At 67.1% G+C, this 19,484-nt stretch carries 19 protein-coding genes; 9 read left to right on the plus strand and 10 right to left on the minus strand.

What is annotated here, in order from left to right:
* Positions 1-5 precede the first annotated feature (5 nt).
* Positions 6-1,634: a phosphoglucomutase (alpha-D-glucose-1,6-bisphosphate-dependent) gene (gene pgm, locus A5745_RS18695; RefSeq protein WP_076117981.1), complete on the minus strand. Its 1,629-nt coding sequence runs from the start codon at positions 1,632-1,634 to the stop codon at positions 6-8.
* A gap of 37 nt (positions 1,635-1,671) precedes the next feature.
* On the opposite strand from pgm, the gene crcB (A5745_RS18700) reads away from it, so the two are divergent.
* The 3 genes from crcB (A5745_RS18700) to A5745_RS18710 are packed head-to-tail and all read left to right on the plus strand — an operon-like array spanning position 1,672 to position 3,553.
* Complete coding sequence (crcB, locus tag A5745_RS18700) at positions 1,672-2,070, plus strand: fluoride efflux transporter CrcB (protein ID WP_076117983.1); 399 nt, start codon at positions 1,672-1,674, stop codon at positions 2,068-2,070.
* Complete coding sequence (gene crcB, locus A5745_RS18705; protein WP_076117985.1) at positions 2,067-2,447, plus strand: fluoride efflux transporter CrcB; 381 nt, start codon at positions 2,067-2,069, stop codon at positions 2,445-2,447. Before crcB (A5745_RS18700) ends, crcB (A5745_RS18705) begins: the two co-directional genes overlap by 4 nt.
* A complete protein-coding gene (locus tag A5745_RS18710) occupies positions 2,444-3,553 on the plus strand; it encodes a DUF190 domain-containing protein (protein WP_076117987.1) in 1,110 nt (369 codons plus the stop codon). The genes crcB (A5745_RS18705) and A5745_RS18710 overlap by 4 nt, the downstream gene beginning before the upstream one ends.
* Here the strand turns inward: A5745_RS18710 and A5745_RS18715 are convergent, their stop codons facing one another.
* Genes A5745_RS18715 through A5745_RS18725 form a run of 3 tightly spaced genes read right to left on the minus strand, consistent with a single transcriptional unit; the run spans position 3,554 to position 5,426 of the window.
* Positions 3,554-4,180, minus strand: a complete 627-nt coding sequence (locus A5745_RS18715; protein WP_076117990.1) for a GNAT family N-acetyltransferase — start codon at positions 4,178-4,180, stop codon at positions 3,554-3,556. It abuts the gene before it with no gap.
* Position 4,181: 1 nt separating this feature from the next.
* Positions 4,182-5,057, minus strand: coding sequence for an LLM class F420-dependent oxidoreductase (locus A5745_RS18720; protein WP_076117992.1), 876 nt, complete (start codon positions 5,055-5,057; stop codon positions 4,182-4,184).
* A 12-nt stretch (positions 5,058-5,069) separates the two neighbouring features.
* Positions 5,070-5,426 carry a DUF488 domain-containing protein gene (locus A5745_RS18725; protein WP_076117994.1) on the minus strand — a complete coding sequence of 119 codons (357 nt, stop codon included), beginning with the start codon at positions 5,424-5,426 and terminating at the stop codon, positions 5,070-5,072.
* A gap of 45 nt (positions 5,427-5,471) precedes the next feature.
* Between A5745_RS18725 and A5745_RS18730 the strand changes: the two genes are divergently transcribed.
* Positions 5,472-6,746, plus strand: a complete 1,275-nt coding sequence (locus A5745_RS18730; RefSeq protein WP_076117997.1) for a DUF222 domain-containing protein — start codon at positions 5,472-5,474, stop codon at positions 6,744-6,746.
* 9 nt (positions 6,747-6,755) lie between these two features.
* Here the strand turns inward: A5745_RS18730 and A5745_RS18735 are convergent, their stop codons facing one another.
* Positions 6,756-7,451, minus strand: coding sequence for a DsbA family protein (locus A5745_RS18735; protein ID WP_076060764.1), 696 nt, complete (start codon positions 7,449-7,451; stop codon positions 6,756-6,758).
* A gap of 18 nt (positions 7,452-7,469) precedes the next feature.
* Entirely contained in the window at positions 7,470-8,387 is a 918-nt protein-coding gene (locus A5745_RS18740; protein ID WP_076060762.1) for a CoA ester lyase, read from the minus strand.
* 134 nt (positions 8,388-8,521) lie between these two features.
* Here A5745_RS18740 and A5745_RS18745 point away from each other — a divergent pair, with 134 nt between their 5' ends.
* Both A5745_RS18745 and A5745_RS18750 read left to right on the plus strand, forming a co-directional pair.
* Positions 8,522-9,088 carry a hemerythrin domain-containing protein gene (locus tag A5745_RS18745; RefSeq protein ID WP_076118026.1) on the plus strand — a complete coding sequence of 189 codons (567 nt, stop codon included), beginning with the start codon at positions 8,522-8,524 and terminating at the stop codon, positions 9,086-9,088.
* Between the two features lie 35 nt (positions 9,089-9,123).
* Positions 9,124-10,566, plus strand: a complete 1,443-nt coding sequence (locus A5745_RS18750; protein ID WP_076118000.1) for a YdiU family protein — start codon at positions 9,124-9,126, stop codon at positions 10,564-10,566.
* 3 nt (positions 10,567-10,569) lie between these two features.
* Here the strand turns inward: A5745_RS18750 and A5745_RS18755 are convergent, their stop codons facing one another.
* Positions 10,570-11,400 carry an LLM class F420-dependent oxidoreductase gene (locus A5745_RS18755; RefSeq protein ID WP_076118003.1) on the minus strand — a complete coding sequence of 277 codons (831 nt, stop codon included), beginning with the start codon at positions 11,398-11,400 and terminating at the stop codon, positions 10,570-10,572.
* A 121-nt stretch (positions 11,401-11,521) separates the two neighbouring features.
* Between A5745_RS18755 and A5745_RS18760 the strand changes: the two genes are divergently transcribed.
* Positions 11,522-13,015 (plus strand): NAD(P)/FAD-dependent oxidoreductase, encoded by a 1,494-nt coding sequence (locus A5745_RS18760; protein ID WP_076118005.1) that lies wholly within the window; start codon positions 11,522-11,524, stop codon positions 13,013-13,015.
* Here A5745_RS18760 and A5745_RS18765 read toward each other — a convergent pair.
* A complete protein-coding gene (locus tag A5745_RS18765) occupies positions 12,982-13,389 on the minus strand; it encodes a DUF4267 domain-containing protein (protein WP_076118007.1) in 408 nt (135 codons plus the stop codon). The genes A5745_RS18760 and A5745_RS18765 overlap by 34 nt on opposite strands.
* 72 nt (positions 13,390-13,461) lie before the next feature.
* Here A5745_RS18765 and A5745_RS18770 point away from each other — a divergent pair, with 72 nt between their 5' ends.
* A complete protein-coding gene (locus tag A5745_RS18770; protein WP_083662986.1) occupies positions 13,462-14,160 on the plus strand; it encodes a TetR/AcrR family transcriptional regulator in 699 nt (232 codons plus the stop codon).
* A 24-nt stretch (positions 14,161-14,184) separates the two neighbouring features.
* A complete protein-coding gene (locus A5745_RS18775; RefSeq protein ID WP_170874467.1) occupies positions 14,185-14,832 on the plus strand; it encodes a DUF732 domain-containing protein in 648 nt (215 codons plus the stop codon).
* A 37-nt stretch (positions 14,833-14,869) separates the two neighbouring features.
* On the opposite strand, the gene A5745_RS18780 is transcribed toward A5745_RS18775, so the two are convergent.
* Both A5745_RS18780 and A5745_RS18785 read right to left on the minus strand, forming a co-directional pair.
* On the minus strand, positions 14,870-16,336 hold the full coding sequence (locus A5745_RS18780; RefSeq protein WP_175879855.1) for a phospholipase D-like domain-containing protein: 1,467 nt from the start codon (positions 16,334-16,336) through the stop codon (positions 14,870-14,872).
* A gap of 53 nt (positions 16,337-16,389) precedes the next feature.
* Positions 16,390-19,143, minus strand: a complete 2,754-nt coding sequence (locus tag A5745_RS18785) for a DUF2232 domain-containing protein (RefSeq protein WP_076118010.1) — start codon at positions 19,141-19,143, stop codon at positions 16,390-16,392.
* Positions 19,144-19,484: the final 341 nt, after the last annotated feature.

Genomic DNA, 19,484 nt, shown 5'->3' on the forward strand with positions numbered 1-19,484 from the left:
GGCACCTACCCAATGACCTGGTTCACCACCTCGCGGGCGGTCTTTTGCACCTCGGCAAGATGCTCGGGGCCGTTGAAGGATTCCGCGTAGATCTTGTAGACGTCCTCGGTGCCCGACGGCCGCGCGGCAAACCACGCGTTGGCCGTCGTCACCTTCAGCCCACCCAGCGGCGCGCCGTTGCCGGGCGCGGCGGTGAGCTTGGCGGTGATCGGCTCACCGGCCAGTTCGGTCGCGGTCACCTCATCGGGCGACAGCTTGGCCAGCCGGGCCTTCTGGTCGCGGTCGGCGGGCGCGTCGATGCGCGCGTAGGACGGCGTCCCGTACTCGGCGGTCAGCTCGTCGTAGCGCTGGGAGGGACTCGAGCCGGTGACGGCCAGGATCTCGGAAGCCAGCAGCGCCAGGATGATGCCGTCCTTGTCGGTGGTCCACACCGTTCCGTCGCGGCGCAGGAACGACGCCCCCGCCGACTCCTCGCCGCCGAAGCCGATCGTGCCGCCGATCAGGCCGTCAACGAACCACTTGAACCCAACCGGCACCTCGACGAGCTTGCGGCCGAGGCCGGCGACCACACGGTCGATGATCGACGAGCTGACCACGGTCTTGCCGACCGCGATGCCCTCCGGCCAGGCCGGCCGATGGGTATAGAGGTAGTCGATCGCGACCGCGAGGTAGTGATTCGGATTCAGCAACCCCGCGTCGGGCGTGACGATGCCGTGGCGGTCGGAGTCAGCGTCGTTGCCGGTCGCGATCTGATAGCGGTCCCGGTTCGCGATCAGCGAGGCCATAGCATCCGGAGAGCTGCAGTCCATCCGGATCTTGCCGTCGTGGTCGAGCGTCATGAACCGCCACGTCGCGTCGACCAACGGGTTGACCACCGTCAGCTCGAGCCTGTGCCGCTCGGCTATTGCACCCCAGTAATCCACGCTCGCCCCGCCGAGCGGGTCGGCGCCGATCCGCACCCCGGCCGCACGGATCGCATCCATGTTGACCACGTTGGGCAGGTCCTCGACATAGCTGGCCAAATAGTCGTAGCGCTGGGCGGTCGGCAGCGCCCGGGCCAGCGGCACGCGCTTGACGCCCGCTCCAGAGCGCAGAATCTCGTTGGCGCGCTTGGCTATTGCGTTGGTCATGTCAGTGTCGGCCGGTCCCCCGTTGGGCGGGTTGTACTTGAAGCCTCCGTCGGACGGCGGGTTATGCGACGGCGTCACCACGATCCCGTCGGCCAGCGCGTCGGTGCGGCCGCGGTTGTAGGTCAGGATCGCGTGGCTGACCGCCGGCGTGGGCGTGTACCGGTCGGCCGCGTCGATCATGGCAAAGACGTCATTGGCCGCGAGCACCTCGAGCGCCGACACCCAGGCCGGCTCCGAGAGGCCATGTGTGTCACGGCCGATGAACAGCGGCCCGGTGGTCCCCTGCGCCGCGCGGTACTCGACGATGGCCTGGGTGATCGCCAAAATGTGGGCCTCGTTGAAGGCCCCGTTCAACGAGGAGCCGCGGTGACCCGACGTGCCGAACGCCACCTGCTGAGCGACGTCGTCGGGATCGGGTTCGATCGCGTAGTACGACGTCACCAGGTGAGGCAGATCGACGAGGTCTTCGGGTCGGGCCGGCTGGCCGGCGCGCGGGTGAGCCATGTACCAATTCTGCCGATGTCCTGCCTAGGCTGCTTAGGTGCCTGGTCGTGACTATCGCGAGTTGGCCGCGGTTTTCGCCGGCGGCGCGCTGGGCGCCCTGGCCCGCGCGGCACTGAGCACTCTCACGGTCGACGATCCCGCAAGCTGGCCATGGCCCACCTTCGCGGTCAATATCGTCGGCGCCTTTCTGGTCGGTTATTTCACGACCCGGCTGCTAGAGCGGTTGCCGCTGTCGAGTTACCGGCGTCCCCTGCTCGGCACCGGATTGTGTGGCGGCTTGACCACGTTCTCCACGATGCAGGTCGAAACGCTGAAGATGATCGAACACGGCCATTGGGGCCTGGCCGTCGGCTACACCGTCACCAGCATCGTGTTGGGCCTGCTGGCGGTGCACCTGGCCACCGTGTTGGTTCGCCGGGTTCGGGTGCGCGGATGAGCGGCGCGGCGACGACGGCGTTGGTGTGGGCCGGCGTCGTGGTCGTCGGCGGCTTCGGCTCGGTGCTTCGTTTTCTGGTCGATCGCGCGGTGGCTCGGCGTGTGGCGCAGCCGTTTCCGTTCGGCACGCTCGCGGTCAACGTCAGCGGTGCCGCGCTACTCGGGTTGCTCGGCGGGCTGGCGCTGAACAGGGATGCGGCCCTGCTGGTCGACACGGCGTTCGTCGGCGCCTACACGACCTTCTCCACGTGGATGCTGGAAACGCAGCGGCTCGGCGAGGAGCGCCAGACGTGGGCGGCGGTGGCCAACGTCGTCGTCAGCGTCGTGCTGGGCATGGCCGCGGCGCTGCTCGGACAGTGGATTGCGGATCACATATGAACCAGCCCTGCCTGAAGTTGACCGCGTACTTCGGCGAGCGCCAACGCGCCGTCGGCGCCGGCGGGCGGTTTCTGGCCGACGAGATGCTGGACCTGTTCGGCACCACCGACGTTGCGACGAGTGTGATGTTGCGCGGTATCGCCAGTTTCGGGCCGAGCCGCGAGCTGCGCAGCGACGTGTCGCTGAGTCTGTCGGAGGATCCGGCAGTGGCGGTCGCCGCGGTCGACGTCGAATCGAAGATCCGTTCCCTGGTCGACGACGTCGGCGCGATGACCGGCCGTGGGCTGGTGACCCTGGAACGCGCGCGCCTGGTGACGCCGCAGCTGGGCACCGATGGTCTTGCGGACTTGCAAGTCACTGAGGCAGCCCACAACGGGGATGCGGCGAAACTCACCGTGTACGTGGGCCGTCAAGAACGCGTCGCCGGCAGACGGGCGCACCACGCGATATGCGACCTCCTGTACCGGCACGGATTTGCCGGTGCGATCGTGCTTCTCGGTGTCGACGGGACGGCGCACGGCGAGCGCTACCGGGCTCACTTCTTCGGGCGCAACGTCAACGTTCCGGTGATGATCATCGCTATCGGGTCGACGGCGCAGGTCGCTGCCGCCGCAATCGAACTGGCCGCCGCGACGCCCAACCCGATATTGACCGTCGAGCGGGTGCGGCTGTGCAAACGCGACGGTGAGCTGTTCGCGCGGCCCCAGGAGCTGCCGGCGACCGATGACCAGGGACGCACCCTGTGGCAGAAGCTGATGGTGTACACGGCCGAGGGAACCATCCAGGATGGGCTGCCGATCCACCGGGCGCTGGTGCAGCGACTGCTGCATTCGGAAACGGCTCGAGGGGCGACGGTGCTGCGCGGTATCTGGGGATTCCATGGGGACCATAAACCCCACGGGGACAAGCTATTCCAGCTGGCGCGGCGGGTTCCGGTGACCACGATCATCGTCGACACGCCGCGATCGATCGCGCGCAGCTTCGATATTGTCGACGAGGTGACGAGCCGCCACGGGCTGGTGACCAGTGAGATGGTTCCGGCCGCACTGTCGCTGGACGAGACCCAGCGGCTCGGTGACATCACGCTGGCTCAGCACGACTACTGATTACGCCTCTCGCGGCCGGGGGACATCCTCGGGTGTGCGGACCAACGCGTACAGGGCCATCCTCCGGTTGGACATATCGTGTTCGCCCAAAAACACGCAACCGCCACGCTCACAAAACTTGCGCGCCAAGACATTACGGTGATCCGGATCGAACATCACCCGGCGGCATCGCGGGTCGAGGTTGAGCATGCTCGCCAGCAGGTGCGGCAGCAAAAAGCTCACATGTCCCTGTTGTAGGTAGTCCAAATCGGCGACCGCGACGTGCAGGCCTAGATCGTAGGGGTCGTACTCGTATCGGGTGGCGATGGAATCCTTTGCCGCCCGGTATAGTTCGACGTATCCGCGGTCCGCCCCATCATGACTGGCGACGAACGGGCGAGAAAACCCGCTGTCGAGTTGCGCACGCAGATAGCGATGCCAGCGCTCCGGCGGCCAGGCGTACTCCCACGACTCGGCCAGGTGCGGCAGGTTCATCCACTCGGAGATCATCTCGGCGTCGGCGTCCGGGTCGGCTAGGCGCAAACCGTATGGCGCTGGCAATTCCGGTAGTGGGGGCGGCGGGACGGCGCGCACCTCGTCGGCGATATCGGTCAGCTCCCGCCGCAGGATGGGTTCGGCTTCAGTCATGTCAACCGGGAAGCCTACCCATCCATCGGTCGGCCAGCGCCGAAACCCAGTCGGCGGCCACCCCGGGACGGCCGGGTGGCGCTTCTACCAGTACCAACTCGTCGACGCCCAACTCCACGAGGGCATCGATATCGCGAACGCGGGGCTCACTCAACGCGACGGCCAGCCTCAGCTCGGAGCGGTCACGACCGGCCTCGGCGCACAGCCGCCGCAGCTTTCCGATCCGCTCGCGCACCGCCTCGACGCCGTCGAGGTTGAAGCCGTACCAGCCGTCCGCCCATGCCGCGACGCGCCGCAGCGCCGCATCGCTGTTGCCGCCGACCACGATCGGGATACGGCGATCGCGGATCGGCTTGGGGTTGACCCGAATCGAATCGAAGCCGACGAAGGTCCCGTCGAACGAGGCAACATCGTCGCGCCACAACGTGCGCATGGCGGCGACGTATTCGGCCGTGCGGGCCGCGCGATGTTCGAAAGGCACTCGGAGCGCGGCGAATTCCTCCCTGGACCATCCGACTCCTACCCCCAGTGTCAGTCGCCCGCCGCTCAACCGGTCCAGGCTCGCGGCCTGTTTGGCCACCACGACCGGATTGTGTTCGGGCAGCAGCAACACGCCCGTCGCGACGCCGATCCGCGATGAGGCGGCCGCGGCGAAACTCAGTGCGATCATTGGGTCGAGCCAATCCGCTTGTGCCGGAACGCCGATGACACCGTCCTCGGAATACGGATAGCGTGACTCCGAGGAGTCCACCATGACGACGTGCTCGCCGGCCCACAAATTGGCGAACCCGCACCTGTCGGCGGCCGAGGCGACGGCATCGATCACGGCGCGGTCGGCGCCGGTGCCGATTCCCAGCGCGTGCAATCCCAGCCGCATCGCGCGACCGTCTCAGCGGCTTTTCAGGAGCTTGGCCAGGACGGCCGCTTGGCTGATGTCGACGTCCCGGGTGGCGGTGACCAGGGTGACGGCGCCGCGTTTGGTCAGCTTGCGCAGTTCCTGCAGCGCGGGGCTGTCGCGCAGTTCCGCCGTGTAGCGCGATGCGAATTCGTCGAACCGTTCCGGCTTGTGCTGGTACCACTCACGCAGTTCTTTCGACGGCGCGACGTCCTTGCACCAGGTTCCCACCCGGGGGTCGTCCTTGCGGACTCCGCGCGGCCAGATGCGATCGACCAGGACCCGCTGGCCGTCATCACCGCCGGCGTCGTCGTATACCCGCGCCACCCGGATGCGCTTTCTGGCGCTCACCCGGTCAGAGTAGCGCTGTCGGTGACGGCTGCTACTCTCGAACGTATGTTCGATACATTGGCGGCGCTCGATCCGGAGGCCGACGAGTCGGCGTTGATCGCGTACATCGCCGAACTGGAGAGAGCCAAATCCGCGGCGGCGGCGCGCCAGGCGCGCGCCGCGGTCGCGCTGGACACGGCACGCCGCGAGGCCGAGGCGGCCGCCGGGGTGCCCGCGGCTCAACGTGGACGCGGGCTGGCCAGCGAGATCGCACTGGCACGACGCGACGCCCCTGCCCGGGGCGGCCGGCATTTGGGCTTTGCCAAGGCGCTGGTGCACGAAATGCCGCACACACTGGCGGCGCTGGAATGCGGGATGCTTTCCGAGTGGCGGGCCACCCTGATCGTGCGGGAAAGCACCTGCTTGGACGTCGAGGATCGTCGCACGCTGGATGCAGAGTTGTGCGCTGACCCGGCCCGGCTGGACGGGATGGGCGACGCGCGGGTGGCCGCGGCCGCCAAGGCGATCGCCTACCGCCTGGACCCGCACGCCGTTGTCGAGCGGGCGGCCAAGGCCGAGAACGAGCGCACCGTCACCATTCGGCCGGCACCCGACACCATGACCTATCTGACCGCGTTGTTGCCGGTGGCCCAGGGAGTTTCGGTGTACGCGGCGCTGCGTCGCGAGGCGGACACCCGCTGCGACGGGCGGTCACGCGGACAGGTGATGGCCGACACGCTGGTCGAACGGGTCACGGGCCGCGAAGCGACCGTGCCCGTTCCGGTCGCGGTCAACGTCGTCCTCTCGGATGAAACGCTGCTGGGCGGTGGTAACGCGCCGGCCGATATCCGCGGGTATGGCCCTGTGCCGGCGGCGATCGCCCGCGCGATGATCTCCACCGCCGTCGGCGACCGACGCTCTCGGGCGACGCTGCGCAGGCTCTACGCCCGTCCCCCGGCGGGCGCGCTGGTGGCGATGGAATCACGGGCGCGGCTTTTCCCGCGGGGGCTGGGCGCCTTCATCGAGTTGCGGGATCAGCGTTGTCGCACTCCCTATTGCGATGCGCCGATCCGACATCGCGATCATGCGCGTCCGTGGTCCCAGGACGGCTCGACCACTGCGGACAACGGCCTCGGATTGTGCGAGCGCTGCAACTACACCAAGGAAGCCGCCGGGTGGCGGGTCAGCACGAGCATCGACGAAACCCACACTCACACAGCCGAATTCACGACCCCAACGGGTAAGACCTATCGGTCAGCGGCCCCGCCGCGCGCCCCGACGATGATGTTCAACGACTTCGAATTCCGCATCGGCATCGCACTGCCGCGGCACGCCGCGTAGTCGAGAGCCTCAGCCTTGGCCGGTGAGGTGCTCGAGGTCGATGACTTCGCCGCGGTTGATACTCACCCAATCGCGCCCATCGAGGTACGGACGTAGACGCCGGCCGATGAGTTCGACGTCGGCCGGTGCCTTCGGCCGCTGAAGTTCGTAGACATGCGGCAACTCGGCCATGCCCGTCACCACGCTCCACAGCCGAAGCGAATCCGGCCCGGTCGGCGGGTCCACCAACACCGGCCCGAACAGGCACTGTCCGGACAAGAACAGCGTCGGAACGCCGTACCCGCCCGCGTCGACGACCCGCTGATGCTCCGCGCGAACCTCGTCGTGGGTGGTCGGGTCGTCCAGCGCCGCATCCAACATCGCCGCATCGACGCCGATCTCGCCCAGCAGGCGCCGCGCAACCGCGGGGTCGTGTGGTTTGCCACCTGCTGCGTGCAGTTCGCGTCCGATCGCCGCGTACCACCGGTCCAGCAGCGACATGTCAGTGCGACGCAGCAGCGCCCCGATCCGCATCAGCGACCAGCCGTAGGACCAATCACGCTCCCACGGATGCTTCTTGCCGTCTTCGCGATTGATCTCCTCGAGGCTGAAGAACCGCCAATTGATCGTGATCCCCACTTGCTCACGGACGTCGCGGATCCATAGCGACGTCTGGTAAGCGAAGGGACACATCGGGTCGAAATGAAAGTCCACGACGGTACTCATCGGGCCCTCCGTCTTGCGTCAGTAGTGATACGTGTCCGACGGCGCCGGCATGTGGACCGGTTCGTCCTCGAAGTCCGATGCCTCGATGCCATAGGAGCGAGCCAACTCGAGGATCTTGGTGGCCCGGGCGATGCGCGGCAGGTCGGACCCATTGCGGATCTCTCCCCCGTCACGTTCGAACTCGGCGAAAAACTCCTTGGCCCAGCCGATTTCGTCTTGCGAGGGCGACAGCCCCTCGTTCACCACCGCACACTGCTCCGGCGAGAGGCAAATCTTGCCGGTCATGCCGAACTCGACGGAGACGGCCGTGGCCTCGATGAGCTTGAGCGCGTTGGAGCCAATTGTCGGGCCGTCGATGGCACTTGGCAGGTTGGCCGCCCTCGCGGCGATCGTGAAGCGCGACCGAGCGTAAGCCAGCGTGGTCGGGTCTTCTCCCAACCCGGTGTCGCGCCGGAAATCACCGATACCGAAGGCGAGCCGGAAGGTGCCCTTGGCCGCGGCGATTTCGGTGACGCGCTCGAGACCGCGCGCCGTTTCGACCAGCGCGACGATCGGTACGTCGGGCAGCCGCTTCGCGGTCTCGGTGATGTGGTCCACCGATTCGACCATCGCCAGCATCACCCCGCCGACGCGGGTGCGGGCCAGCGCGGCCAAATCGTCGGCCCACCACGGGGTACCGAAGCCGTTGATGCGAACCCAGTCGGTGTTGTCGCCGCCGAGCCAACGCACGACGTTGTCGCGGGCGGCGGCCTTGTCCTTGGGCGCTACCGCGTCCTCGATGTCGAGGACGACGATGTCGGCGCGCGAGCGAGCCGCGGCCTCGAACCGGTCGGCATGCGCGCCGTTGACCAATAGCCAACTGCGCGCCAGAACCGGATCGATGCGCGAGCCTATGTCGGCGGGGTCCGCCGCGTCGGTGTCGACCTCTTCATACATTCCCTAAACCGTAGCGATGCCCAAAAAGGGCGGTGGAGCTGGGGCGTTTGAGTGTTCCCCCGCGGGGTATCTTCCGCCGAAGCGGTGCACAGCCCAAAGCCCGCGCTCCCCTTGCTCCAATGGAGGTATCGGCGATGGCCGACATGATTGTTCAATCGCCCGACGAAGTCGTGGCGTTCCTCAAAGCGCAGCACAACCTCATCGAGGACATGTTCGACGAAGTGCTGCACGCGTCGGACCCGCAGGCGCGCGAAAAGCCGTTCGTGGAGTTGCGACAGCTGCTGGCCGTGCACGAGACAGCCGAGGAGATGGTGGTGCACCCCCGGGTTCGCCGCGAGGCGCGCGCCGGCGACACGATCGTCGACGCCCGGTTGACCGAAGAGCACGACGCCAAGGAGGCGCTCTCGCAGATCGAGAAGCTCGACATCACCTCGCAGCGGTTCATCGACGAGCTCACCAAGTTGCGCGACGCCGTGCTCGACCACGCGAAGCACGAGGAGAACGAGGAGTTCCCGGTGCTGAAGCGAGAGGTCGACGCCGACGAGCTCAAGCGGATGGGAACAGCGGTGCGGGCGGCCGAGGCCATCGCGCCAACCCGCCCGCATCCGGGCGTGGAATCGGCGAAGCTGAATTTCGCCGTCGGCCCGTTCGCGTCGATGCTGGACCGGGCACGCGATTTGATCCGACAAGCCGTCGGCTAGTCGCGACCGGCAGCAGTTTCCGTAGTCTCGGTGGCGTGAGCGTCACACCGGAAATGGCCGTCGCCTTGGGCGACCGATTCTCCCGCGAGTTGCCGGAGATGGCCATCCGCTGGCAGGCCCAGACGCCTCCCGAGACGCGGCTGCTCGTGCTCAACGAGACGCTGGCCGAGGAGCTCGGCCTCGACGCCGCCTGGCTGCGCAGTCCCGACGGGCTGCGGTTTCTGGTGGGCAATCTGGTCCCCGAAGGCGCAGTTCCGGTCGCCCAGGCCTACGCAGGGCATCAGTTCGGCGGTTACCAGCCGCGGTTGGGCGACGGCCGCGCTCTCCTCCTGGGTGAGGTCGTCGACGGCCACGGGCAAGTGCGCGACATCCACCTGAAAGGTTCCGGTCCCACACCGTTCGCGCGCGGTGGTGACGGCCTGGCCGCGGTGGGGCCGATGTTGCGTGAATACATCGTCAGCGAGGCGATGCATGCCCTGGGCGTGCCGACCACGCGATCCCTTGCCGTCGTGGCTACCGGACGCCCGGTCCAGCGTGAGACGCTGCTGCCCGGCGCCCTGCTGGTCCGCGTCGCCGGCAGTCACCTGCGGGTGGGCAGCTTCCAATACGCCGCATCGACCGGCGACATCGGCCTGCTGCGACGGCTGGCCGACCATGCGATCGCCCGCCACCACCCCGGCGCGGCGCAGGCCGAGCGCCCGTACCTCGCGCTGTTCGAGGCGGTGGTCGCGGTCCAGGCATCGCTGATGGCCGAATGGATGCTGATCGGGTTCATCCACGGCGTGATGAACACCGACAACATGACGATCTCCGGTGAAACCATCGACTACGGGCCGTGCGCGTTCATGGAGGCCTACAACCCGGAGACGGTCTTCAGCTCCATCGATTGCTGGGGCCGCTACGCCTTTGGCAACCAGCCGGCGGTCGCCGGGTGGAACCTGGCCCGGTTCGCCGAGGCGCTGCTGCCGTTGCTCTCCGACGACGTCGAGGAGGCGGTCGCGCTCGCGGAAAAGACGTTCGGCGCGTTCCGTGTTCGCTATGACGCGGTCTGGCTATCGGGTATGCGCGCCAAACTCGGTCTGCCGGCCGAGGTCGCCGACGAGGTCGTCAGGTCGTTGGTCGACGAATTGCTCGGCCTGCTGCAGGACAACGACATCGACTACACCTCGTTCTTCCGCCGCCTCGGCAAGGTGGCCCGAGGAACCGCCGAATCCGAAGCCGGCTTCGACGACTGGATGTCGCGCTGGCGAGGCCTGGGTCCCAACGCCGAGTCGATGGATCGCGTCAACCCGATCTACATTCCGCGCAACCATCTGGTCGAGGAGGCCCTGGCCGCGGCCACGGAAGGCGATCTCGATCCGGTCGAGCGACTGCTGGGGGCGGTCAGCGCCCCCTATGAGGAACGACCCGGCCTCGAGCGCTACGCGAGCCCCGCACCCGAGGATTTCGGCCCCTACCAAACGTTCTGCGGCACTTGAGGTTTACGCCAGTTTGTCGAATTCCGCCTGCAGCTCGTCCAAACGGCGAAGCGTCTGATCGCGGGGCTCGGTGGGCAGCTCCACCAGAACATGATCGACGCCGAGGTCGCGGTAGCCCTCGAGATCTTTCGCCTCCCATTCCTCGCCCATGTGGACGTGGATGACGGGCACGTCGTGATCGGCGACTGCCCGCAATTCCTCGAGCGGGGCCGACAACAGGTCCGCCGACGGGCTCAGGGAGATCCAGCCGGCCTTTAGCCCGGCGATGCGCTTGAAGTTCGCCGGCCCACCGCCGAGGTACAACGGCGGATAGGGCTTCGTCAGGGGCTTGGGCCAGCTGTAGATGGGATCGAAGTTCACGAATTCCCCATGGAATTCGGCTTTTTCGTTCGTCCAGATCTCGATCATCGCGCGCAACCGCTCTTCGGAGACGCGTCCCCGCACCGAGGGATCGACACCGTGGTTGGCGATTTCCTCGCGGAACCAACCGACACCCACGCCGAAGCGGAACCGTCCCTGCGACACCAGATCCAGCGACGCCACCTCTTTGGCCGTCAGGATCGGGTCGCGCTGCGGAAGCAAGGCGATACCGGTGCCAAGGGTAAGGTTCTCGGTGGCGACGGCCGCCGCCGTCAGCGCCACGAACGGATCTAGGGTCCGGTAGTACTTCGGGGGAATCGGACCGCCGGCCGGATACGGGGTCTTCGCGTCCACCGGGATGTGCGAGTGCTCGGCGAGGAAGAGCGACTCGAACCCGCGCTCCTCGAGCGCCTCACCCAGCTCCGCCGGGCCAATGCCCTCATCGGTGACAAAAGTCAGCACCCCGAAACCCATGTCCGCTCCCATCGTCGTTGAACGGTGACAGTCAACCGCATCGGGGCGCGTTTCATTCCGGCAGACCGCAGGTGCGCGAAAGTCATCGCGAAGCAGTTCGAGTCGTGGGACAGTTCCGGAGGTGACGAGGAGCCCGGAAAGCGTCGCCATCGTCGGTGCCGGACCCGGCGGGCTGATTGCGGCTCGATGGCTGCTGTCGCAGGGATTCGAACCCACGATCTTCGAGCAGGGGCCGTCGCTTGGTGGCCAGTGGACGGGCCTGGATGGTCGCAGCGGCGTATGGCCGGCCATGTACACCAACAGCAGTCGTACCGTGACGGCCTTCAGCGACCTCGAGCACGCGAACAACCACGTTTACCTGCCCAACCGCGAAATTCTCGACTACCTGCAGCGCTACGCCCAAACATTTGGGCTCACCTCGCGCATCCGGCTGGGCACTAGGGTCGAACTGATCAGTCGGGACGCAGCGAAGTGGCTCGTGCGTCACGCCGGCGGCGACGAGCCCTTTGACCGGGTGGTGGTGGCGAGCGGCAGGTTCCACACCCCGGCGATCCCACCCCTTCCAGGACTCGACAACTTCTCCGGCTCCCTGCGAGCCATCTCCAGCTACCACTATCGAGACGGCGGCGCGTATCGCGACAAGCGCGTCCTGGTGGCAGGCTGCGCGATCAGTGCCCTTGAGATCGCGGCGGAACTCACCCAACTCGGCGCACACGTCGTCGTCACCCAGCGGCGGCAGAGGTACGTCGCACCCAAGTTCGCCGCCGGCGTTCCCTCCGACCATCGCCTCTACACCCGATACGGAGTCCTGGCGAACGAGGCGCTTCCAGCGGCCGAGACGGAAAGGCAGCTTAAGGAGATCGTGATCGAGGCGGCGGGCAGCCCCGAGCAGTACGGCGCGCCGGCGCCCGACCCGTCTTTGTTCGCCGCTGGTGTCACGCTCAACCAGCACTACCTTCCGCTCGTGGCAGAGGGCCGAATCACGGTGCGGCCATGGATGAAATCCGTGTCGGGCGCGACGGTCACTTTCCTCGACGAACATGCCGAGGAGTTCGACGCGATGGTGTTGGGCACCGGCTTCCATCTGTCGCTGCCGTTTCTCAGTGACGAAATCCGGGTCACCCTCGACCTCGACTCCCAGCACATGGACGCCGACCGCTACACCTTTCATCCCGACCTTCCGGGGCTGGCGTTTGTGGGCATGTGGGACCAGTCGGGCGGATACTTCGTGCCACTCGAACTGCAAGCCAGGTGGATCGCATACACGTGGGGCGGGACGATCCCGGCAAGCAGCGAGATCAACCAGCGGCTGGCGATCGATGCTTATCGCGCCACAAGGGGTTCGCCGCAGAAAACGCAAATGAACCTGGTGGCGATCACTTTCGCCCGGGCCGCCGGCGTCGAGCCGCGGCTGGATAACTGGCCGCAGCTGCGCCGCGCTCTGCTTTTCGGACCGCTGGCACCGAGTTGCTTTCGCCTCGAGGGCCCGGACGCACTGCCCGATGCGCCCGACACCTTCGCGCGCGAGGCCGCGGCTTTCGGCACGATCACGTCGAACGAAATGACCGAGCGCGAAAGGTGTTACTGGTCGCTGATCGGCGACGCCGTTCGCTGACGCTTCGGTCTGCGACGGGTAGCGCCCCACAGTCCGACGCCGATGCCGATGACCGCGCCACCGAGGCCGATGAGCTGCTGGGGGCGCTTGAGTTCGTCGTGGACGCTTAGGCCGCCGATCAGGTCGGCCGCGTCGGCGCCACCGGAGGCGAGGAACCAGCCCCGGGTGTTCTTGCCACGCAGCGCCGCCGTCGCAAGCAGACCGCCGATCAGGGCGTCGCGATAGCCCATCGATCGCAGTAGCAGGCGCGCCGTCGCCGTCGGCTCTTCGCTATCACCCCACAGCCGATTCGCACCCAGCGGGTCGACGAGGAAATGGACGCCCGAAGCGAGCCGGATGGTGCCCGCGACAAGCCCGGCACGGTCGATCGACATGGCCGCAGCCTAGCGCGACGGCAAACGAGGAAGGTGGGATCCGCGAATGGAGAGGATTACCTTTGGGTGTTGATGACGGATCAGGGGGACCCGCTCACTCGTCGGCATGGTTACGCGAGCCGTCCAGTCACGCGGCGGGGAAACAAGCTCGCCCCCGACCCCGATGTGCGTCGCGCCATCGTGGCCGCCGCGTCGAAAACCGTCCGCGAGCAGGGAGTCCAGGGGCTGAGCGTGGCGGCGGTCCTGGACCGCGCGCAGCTCAGCACTCGCGCGTTCTACCGGCATTTCGAATCAAAGAACCAGCTGGTTGCGGCGCTGTTTCTGGAGGTGACACGCGATGAGGTGCTGCGCCTGAGAACGAAGATGGCTGCGGCCTCCACCCCCGCCGCGGCGGTGGCCGCCTGGATCGAGGGTCGACTCGACCTCGCCTTCGACGAGAACATCGATTCGGAAGTGCGCCAGGTTGCCCTGGAGGCCCAGGCCGCGATGTCCTCTACGCCCGAGCTGGTGTCGCCCGCGTACAACGCGATTCTGGAGCCACTCATCGAGCAGCTTCAGCGCGGTCTGGAACTCGGCGTGTTTCGTGACATCCTTCCGGCGACGGCCGCGAAGTCGATTCACGGCGTCGTGTGGGGACACACTCACCGCCAGCGGGCAACGGGCCAGTGCGCGCGCGCCGACGTTCGCAACCGCGCGCTGCGATTCTGCCTGCGGGGATTGGGCGTGGCGCCCGACTCGATCACACAAATCGTTGCGGGTGGCGGCGCATAGCGGGCGATGGCTACCATGACCGTCATGGCCGAGCCGGGCCCGGCGGGCGATAAGACCGTCGGACTCAACAATGACGAGACCGTCGCCGTACCCAATTCCGCAGCGCCTGATGCGGCCGAGCTGGCGTGGTCAAGCAACGATGACGGCGACGGCGAAAGCGGCGGCGACGACCGTCGCGACGACGACGGACAACTCGGCCGGGCGGGCGACCGCCAATCATGGCGTGCCACTTGGCGTATCGCGGCTGCGCTCGTCGCGGCCGGTCTGGTTCTCGCGGGGGCGATCGTGTTCGGGCGTTCGCTGTTGACCGGCGATAACAAGGCTGCGCCGAAGCCGGCCGCACCGGCTACGCCGAAGGGCGGCGCGACTCCTGGGTCAACGGGTGCACCGCCGTCGGCCGGCCCCTCGTCGATCGTGTCCACCCCGGATCAGGACAACAAATACATTCAGGCGCTCAATGACCGAGGGATCTCATTCGCAAATCCCGACGCCGCCATCGCGAACGGCAAGCTGGTGTGCAGCGACATCGGCCGAGGGGTCTCGGTGCCGCAGATCACCGCGGCCTTTCGCGCCAGTAATCCTGGACTCGCCGACTCGGCCAACACCTACGTGACAATCTCGGTTCAGACCTACTGCCCCCAGAACAACAACCTGGTGGGCGGAGGCACCTGAAACGACTGCGCGCCAAGGTATTACGCCGGTAGTTCGGTCAATCCCTGAATCCGGCGATGAACCGTTGCACGCTCCGGGCCAGTGACCGCGGGACATGATCGGGGTCCATCAGGTCGTTCTCCGCCAGCGGACTCGCCTCACCGGCCACCGTCTCCTCGGTGACGGGTCGCAACGTCTTGCCGTCCCCCCGCAACGTCTCGATGGCCTTGACGAACGACCCGCACTCGACCACCGCGCTCTCGAGCTCGTCGACGGACACGCCGAGGTGTTCTGACACCAATTCATGCCGCACCGAAGTGATTTGGCGGCGGATGCCATCGTGGTGCGGATTATTCGATTCCGCCTCGATGGCGATGTCGCACTCGCTGTCGAAGCCCAGCGACCGGTTGTTGAGATTGGACGAGCCGATGCGCAGTAATCGATCGTCGATGATCAGCACCTTCGAGTGGACGTAAATCGGTTCACCGCCATCGGTTACCGGCCAATAGACACCCAATCGGCGATGCTCGTCGGCGGCCCACAGGATTTGAATGAGCCGGTGCCGCGCGCTGTCCATCGTTCCCCGCTCGAGGGGATTGTTGCCCCGGCGCGGAATGACGATGACGATCTCCGGGCCGTCGGCTTCGCTGAGTCGAGCGGCAAGCGCATCGACGAGCCGCCGGGCCGCAAGATATTGGTTCTCCAGGTAGATGGTGTCGCGGGCCGCCGCGATGGCCGCAAGGTTGAGGGCCTCCACTTCCCGCACCTCGCGGCGGTCCTCGAGTTCCGGAAGCGTCCGCGCGATCCCGACGTCGACGTTGCGCAGAGTAACTTCCAGCCCGCGCGGCCAGGTGACGTGCTTCGGGTCGACTGGCTCCAACGACTGCCCCGTCGCGGTCAGCCACCGGGTCCGTGCCTGCTCACCGAGCGCGCGGGCCGCCGCACCGTCAACCGCGGCGGCGACCTCGTGCCGCGGCCCATACCTGCGCCCCATCGTCCGACGGCCGCGACTGTGGTGCTGATGCGCACGCGTATCCCATCGGTCAAGGGTGAGGTCGACGCCGCCGCAGAACGCGACCGCATCGTCGATGACCACGATCTTCTGGTGATGGACAGCGCCGATCGGATGCGCGCCGTCGATGGCGAGATGCATCCGCTTGCTGCTGATCTGATTCAGCAGCGCCACCGGGGTGACGCCGAACCAGATGCCGTCAAAGGCCGGGAGCAGGCGCAGGTTGGACTTCAGCACGTAGATGTCGAGTGCCGGTCGCTTCCGCAGCATCCAATACAGGAAGGCGCCCAGCTGGTTGGGGCCGGTAAGCGTCTTGGCGCCTCGCTCGAACGTCGTCCGGGCGTCGAAATCCCACCCGGCCAGGACTATTCGGTGGTGGGCGCGCAGCATCGCCGCCTTGACGTGCCTGAAGTAATCGGCCCCGTCGATGATGTAGGCGAACTGATCGGCGCGCTCAATCCGCCAGCACGTCTCGCCCGGAGCTAGCAATCGATCGTCGCCCACCGCGGACATAGCGCGTGTCTACCACATTGGCGGCCTGGTCAGGCGCTGAGTACCTCTGGCCTTCAGACGCCCAGCACCAGCCCCGCCGTCAAGGCGGCCGCACACACCGCCGTGACGATCGAGAGTGCCACCCAGTCGGCCCGTTTCGGCCGCGATGGGCCTGCCGAGATCTGGCCCGTGCCGCCGCGGGCGGTGATGGCGTCGCCCATCTCGTCGGCGCGCCGCAGCGTCACGGTGATGACCGCGACGACCAGGTCGATCACGTCTGCCGCCAGTTGCCGGACGCGGGCCCCGCGGGTTCGCGGTGTTTGTCTGGGCCGCAACCGGCGAGCGGCGTAGAGCACGCGGAACTCGTTTATCAGCATCGGGAAGGTACGCAGTGCGAGCCCCAATGCCACCGCCCAATCGTCGACCGGGATCCGCAACGGTCGCAGCCGGCGACCCAGAGTGGCGACCGCCGGCGCGATTTCGGCGACATTGGTCGTCCACGACACCAGCGCGCCCAGGCCGAGCAACACGACCGAGAGCGCCGTCAAGCGCAGGAAATCCAACAGGCCGCCGGCCGTCGCCGCGGTGGCGCCGACGACGACCAGCAGGATCGGAAGCCAGCGCGGCACCGACGGCAGCGCGCCTCTGGGAATGCGTGCTACCCGGGCTCCCGCGAGCACCAGCGCGCCGACAAGTCCGATCGCTACCCAACCCGGGTTGATGGTCAGCAACACCGAAATGGCGCCAACGGCAAGCAGTTTGGTGCCAGCCCACAAGTCGTGCATCGCGGAGCGTCCAGGCACCGGGCGCAGCAGCACAACGGGGCGCCGTTGGCGGCTGGTCGGCTTGGCCGGCGGGGTGGCCGTCTCGTTGGTCCCCCGCGCATGCGGCGACGCCGATTCCAGCCGACCGTCTCGCAGGTGCAGGATTCGCGGGCACAGTTCCTCCAGGCCGGCGAAGTCGTGCGAGATGACCACCACGGTCAGGCCGGTCTCACGCCGCCGATCCGCGAGCAGGCGCACCAGTCCGCGCTGGCTGGCCGCGTCGAGGCCCGCCAGTGGCTCGTCGAGGATCAATACCCGTGGCGACCGGGCCAGCAATCCGGCTAGCACCACTCGGCGCATCTGGCCGCCGCTGAGGTGGTCGATGCGCCGCTTCGCCAGGGCGGCGTCCAGGCCGACGGCCGCCAGCGCCTCGATCACCCGGTCGTGATCGTCGGGTGAAAAGCCCGCTGCCGCAGCAACTTCGAGGTCGACACGGCTGCGCATCAATTGCAGCCGGGCGGCCTGAAATTGGAGCGCGACCGTGCCAACCTGCTCCGCGGCGGGTCGCTCGTTGACCAGACACGTGCCGGTGGTCGGCACCGTCAACCCGGCCATGATCCAAGCCAGTGTCGACTTGCCCGAGCCGTTGTCGCCGTGGATCAGCAGCCCGTCGCCCTCGTGGACCGCGAAGCTGATATCGCGTAGCGCGGTCTGCGCCCACGGCGTGCCACTGCCATATTGGTGGCTGACACCGTTGAGTTCGAGCACCGGGGCGTTTGATCGGTGTACGACGGCGGCTGTCGGGGCCGGCGCCCTTGCGGCTTCGACCATTGCAGTGTTGTCCGCCGAGTCGCTGAGGTCGATCGTGCGGTCGGCGTGCTCGGCTTCGTTGTCGTAGTGGGTGATGTGCACCAGGGCAGTTCGGTGACGGTCGGTCAGACCGGACAACACGGCGAGCAGTGTGTCGCGGCCGCGCTGGTCGACCATGCTGGTGACCTCGTCGGCGATGAGCAGCGCGGGCTCTCGCGCCAGCGCCGCGGCCACGGCCAAGCGCTGCAGTTCACCGCCGGACAGGCCGCCGGTGTCGCGTTCGGCGAGGCCGGCCAGCCCCACCTCACCGAGCAACCGTTCGATATCAATGCTCTTGCCGGGCGGCAATCCCCAGACCACGTCGTCGGCGACGCGCGTGCCGAGCACCTGGCTTTCCGGATGTTGCATGACGACGGCGGTGCCACCGAGTTGACCGAGGCCCACCGCGCCTGGGCGTTCGACGGTGCCCGATGTCGGTTCGCGGCCGGCCAGGATCAGCATCAGTGTGGTTTTCCCCGAACCATTGGCACCGGTGACGGCCACGTGTTCGCCCGCCCGCACGTCCAGGCTGACGGCGCGCAGCGCATCGCGGTCGGTGTGCGGGTAGCGAAGGCGCACCCCGTCCAGCCGCACCGGGATGGGCTCGATCGACCCGGAGTTGATCGGCGCATCCAGTTTGTGCACATCGGGAATTCCCCTGAGGCGCAGCAGCACTCGTGACAACGCCCACCAGCCGATCAACGAGGCACCCATGATCGCTATGACGGCGTATCCGACGACGAGCCACTGCCAGTACTGCAGCGCGTCGGCGGAGAACTGCTTGAGGTCTTGCGCGACCGCCTGCAGGTGCGGCACGCGGGATATCGCCGTGGCGACCCCGTCGACCGTGGCGGTGATCGTGTGGAATATCAGATGCCGAAGCCGCACCAGGAACGTCAACGCGATGACCACCGCGACACCGACGGCAACACCGGCGCCGAGGGACGTCGCGAGCACCGTTGGGGTGCCCCGACGGCGGCGTTTCACGATTCCGGCCAGTCCGCCGACATAGGCACACAGGGCCACCGCCCCGAATCCGCTCATGCCGACGACCAGGAAGCCGATCACACTAGCGGCGACGGTTGCGGTGATTAGAACGCGGATCCTGTAGCGGTAGCTCAGCAGGCCCATCGGCACAGTGCCCAGCAGTCCCAACGCCCCCGCGTGCGGAAGGATGACCGCAATGATCGCTATCGCGGCGCACAGGGCGCCCATCACCGCGGCGTGCGCAAGCTCGGCCGGTCGTAGCGATCGAGCCGGGTCACGTCCGCTCGTCGGTTGCGTGTGACAGTCGTCGGTGTCATCCGGAACAGGTGTCCAAACCAGTTGCCGCGTCACCTAATCGAGACCTCGACGCGTGCGCCTGGTAGGCAAAAGTAAGTTGCTGTAAACATGGGAGCGCCAGCGTATGGATAGACCGCTGAGAAGCCGCTGAGAAGGGTTTAGAGGCCGCTGGCCTGGATGTCTCTTACGAGAGTTGCGCCCGAAAAGGGGGGCATACTGGCGCTACTTCGATTCCGCGCTCGGGTTGGATCTTCTCAAAACTTGGCGCGAAT

The organism is Mycobacterium sp. IS-2888 (assembly GCF_001954215.1).
Taxonomy (GTDB): domain Bacteria; phylum Actinomycetota; class Actinomycetes; order Mycobacteriales; family Mycobacteriaceae; genus Mycobacterium.

Bases quoted from the DNA above. Each gene is read 5' to 3' on its own strand.
- A5745_RS18740 (WP_076060762.1), bottom strand. From the start codon at position 8,387: ATGTATGAAGAGGTCGACACCGACGCGGCGGACCCCGCCGACATAGGC.
- A5745_RS18715 (WP_076117990.1), bottom strand. From the start codon at position 4,180: ATGACTGAAGCCGAACCCATCCTGCGGCGGGAGCTGACCGATATCGCC.
- A5745_RS18745 (WP_076118026.1), top strand. From the start codon at position 8,522: ATGGCCGACATGATTGTTCAATCGCCCGACGAAGTCGTGGCGTTCCTC.
- A5745_RS18785 (WP_076118010.1), bottom strand. From the start codon at position 19,143: ATGGGCGCCCTGTGCGCCGCGATAGCGATCATTGCGGTCATCCTTCCG.
- pgm (WP_076117981.1), bottom strand. From the start codon at position 1,634: ATGGCTCACCCGCGCGCCGGCCAGCCGGCCCGACCCGAAGACCTCGTC.
- A5745_RS18755 (WP_076118003.1), bottom strand. From the start codon at position 11,400: ATGGGTTTCGGGGTGCTGACTTTTGTCACCGATGAGGGCATTGGCCCG.
- A5745_RS18735 (WP_076060764.1), bottom strand. From the start codon at position 7,451: ATGAGTACCGTCGTGGACTTTCATTTCGACCCGATGTGTCCCTTCGCT.
- A5745_RS18730 (WP_076117997.1), top strand. From the start codon at position 5,472: ATGTTCGATACATTGGCGGCGCTCGATCCGGAGGCCGACGAGTCGGCG.
- A5745_RS18720 (WP_076117992.1), bottom strand. From the start codon at position 5,057: ATGCGGCTGGGATTGCACGCGCTGGGAATCGGCACCGGCGCCGACCGC.
- crcB (WP_076117985.1), top strand. From the start codon at position 2,067: ATGAGCGGCGCGGCGACGACGGCGTTGGTGTGGGCCGGCGTCGTGGTC.
- A5745_RS18710 (WP_076117987.1), top strand. From the start codon at position 2,444: ATGAACCAGCCCTGCCTGAAGTTGACCGCGTACTTCGGCGAGCGCCAA.
- A5745_RS18775 (WP_170874467.1), top strand. From the start codon at position 14,185: ATGGCCGAGCCGGGCCCGGCGGGCGATAAGACCGTCGGACTCAACAAT.
- A5745_RS18770 (WP_083662986.1), top strand. From the start codon at position 13,462: ATGACGGATCAGGGGGACCCGCTCACTCGTCGGCATGGTTACGCGAGC.
- A5745_RS18780 (WP_175879855.1), bottom strand. From the start codon at position 16,336: ATGTCCGCGGTGGGCGACGATCGATTGCTAGCTCCGGGCGAGACGTGC.
- A5745_RS18765 (WP_076118007.1), bottom strand. From the start codon at position 13,389: ATGTCGATCGACCGTGCCGGGCTTGTCGCGGGCACCATCCGGCTCGCT.